Source organism: Vibrio sp. 779(2023) (assembly GCF_033344285.1).
Taxonomy (GTDB): Bacteria; Pseudomonadota; Gammaproteobacteria; order Enterobacterales; family Vibrionaceae; genus Vibrio; species Vibrio alginolyticus.
This window is the reverse complement of record NZ_JAWPOM010000126.1, coordinates 1-1,292: the sequence shown is the minus strand read 5'-3', so window position 1 is coordinate 1,292 and position 1,292 is coordinate 1. Positions and strand designations below refer to the sequence as shown.

Genomic DNA, 1,292 nt, shown 5'->3' with positions numbered 1-1,292 from the left:
TTTATTTCACCTGAGCCACTACGCTACGACCCTACTCAAACACTTAATTTTCCGAACATGGCGAAAGCGCAAAATCGCGTGCCAAAAACGGAGCTGATTGCGGCAAAGGGCACTTTAGCTAACAAGCAATCTGCGCGCTTGTTACAACTGCAGCCGTTCTCTGATGTTTTTCGTGTCGACCGCGTTCGATATTTGGAAGACAGACCTGTGGTGTATGTGACCAACTATATTCGCCCAGAGATCTTCCCCAATTTATTGAGCTTTGATTTGACCAACTCGCTGACCGACATTTATCGCGAGCACTTTGGTGTGGTGTATCAGCAGACGCGTTACCGTCTTTCTACCAGTACCTTGCTTGGTGAAGTCGCGCAAGCGTTGCGAGCAACATCGGGCACTCCGGCAATGGTTGTTGAACGTACTAACTATAACCAACATGGCGAGTTGATTGACTGCGATATTGAATACTGGCGTCACGATGCCATCAGTATTGAGTCGGTGGCAGAGCTCAATCACTAACGTTCGCATTTTCATATTCAAAGGCTCCATCTCGGAGCCTTTGTTTTGTCTAAACGGGAAAACAAATGGATTTCTTGGCAATCGCACTCGTTGTATTTTCTGCGGTTTTGCATGCAGGCTGGAATATCTTGGGTAAAAGCCATTCCGGATCAGGCATGGCATTCACGATGGCTGCAAGCCTGTCTGCTTGTGGAGTGCTTACCCCATATCTGGTTTGGTATTTAACCACGCTCGGTTGGACTTCGTTGCCAGTTGAGTTTTGGGGAATGCTGGCTTTTAGTGGAATAGCGCAAATTGTGTATCTCGTCGGTTTGATCATGGCGTATAAACATGCCGATGTTGGTGTGATTTACCCAATTGCACGCGCTTTGCCGGTCATGATGGTGGGAGGGTTCAGTGTTGCACTCGGCCATGCGCTTTCATCTCAACAGTGGCTTGGTTTTGTGTTGATCACCTTTGGCTGCATTTTGGTTCCGTTGACTCATGTTCGCCAAGTTTCTTTGGTGGCGTATCTAAATGTAGGCGTGTTTTGGGCGTTGATCGCGGCAATTGGCACGACAGGTTACTCTGTGGTGGACAAAGAGGCATTAACGTTACTGACTCAGCAAGCATCAACTATTTTCAACGATCAATACAGCGCGATCTTCTATCTTGGTGCGCAGTTTTGGGCGATGGGCTTACCCGTTTTACTTTGGTGTCTGATCACCGGAAATGATCAAGAGTTGCAAGCGGCTTGGCGAATCCGAAAAAGTGCAAGGATGGCTTGCATTATGATG

Annotated in this window: 2 protein-coding genes; both read left to right on the top strand. The window is 47.7% G+C overall.

Annotated elements, in window-relative coordinates:
• On the top strand, nt 1-516 hold a 516-nt coding region (locus R8O70_RS25470), incomplete at its 5' end, for a UTRA domain-containing protein (RefSeq protein ID WP_318184491.1).
• A gap of 65 nt (nt 517-581) precedes the next feature.
• The coding region (locus R8O70_RS25465; RefSeq protein ID WP_318184490.1) for a multidrug transporter at nt 582-1,292 on the top strand (711 nt) is incomplete at its 3' end.